Genomic DNA, 555 nt, shown 5'->3' on the forward strand with positions numbered 1-555 from the left:
CTCTGGGGACTGCTGGCTCAAAACTACGCCTCTTTCGCGAAGGACCGGAGGGATGGAGGAAAAACCGGGAAAGGACCGGTTGGCTCAGTTACATCCTAAAACGAAAGACTGCGCGGCCCTATTCCAAAAGCTCCCGGGTGTTATCTGTCACAGCCGTTCCTTCCCAACCCAGGGACAGCAGTAACCGCTGCGCCAGCACGGGTGCCGTTGTCTCCAAGTATGTGCGCCCCAGGTGGTCGTGGTCCATGTACACGAACATGTTGCCGATGATGCCCGGGCATTCCGTCTGCGTGCACAGCTGGTCCGTCATGTCGACCGGATGCACGCCCGGCAGCCCGTCCAGTTCCGCCAGGGGTGACTGAGCGGCCAGCAGCGAGTCCAGCGGCAGCGTGCAGGCCTGCGTGGACAGCTCGTTCGCGGCCAGGCATTTGACCATGTCGAAGTCGAACCGGGGATTGTCCCGCATGGCGATCACCTGGGTTCCGGCAGCAGCGAAGCCGGCTATGCCCGCTTCATACCCGTCCGCCAAATATTCGGCGGGCGAACTGGGGACTG

Annotated in this window: 1 protein-coding gene; it reads right to left on the bottom strand. The window is 62.2% G+C overall.

Features of this window, described 5'->3' with window-relative positions; all coding sequences use genetic code 11:
- Positions 1-118 precede the first annotated feature (118 nt).
- Positions 119-555: SGNH hydrolase domain-containing protein (locus SB754_RS19195; protein WP_410784010.1), on the bottom strand; the 437-nt coding region annotated here is incomplete at its 5' end.

The sequence above is a fragment of the Leifsonia sp. SIMBA_070 genome, assembly GCF_046534635.1.
In the GTDB taxonomy this organism is placed as follows: Bacteria; Actinomycetota; Actinomycetes; order Actinomycetales; family Microbacteriaceae; genus Leifsonia.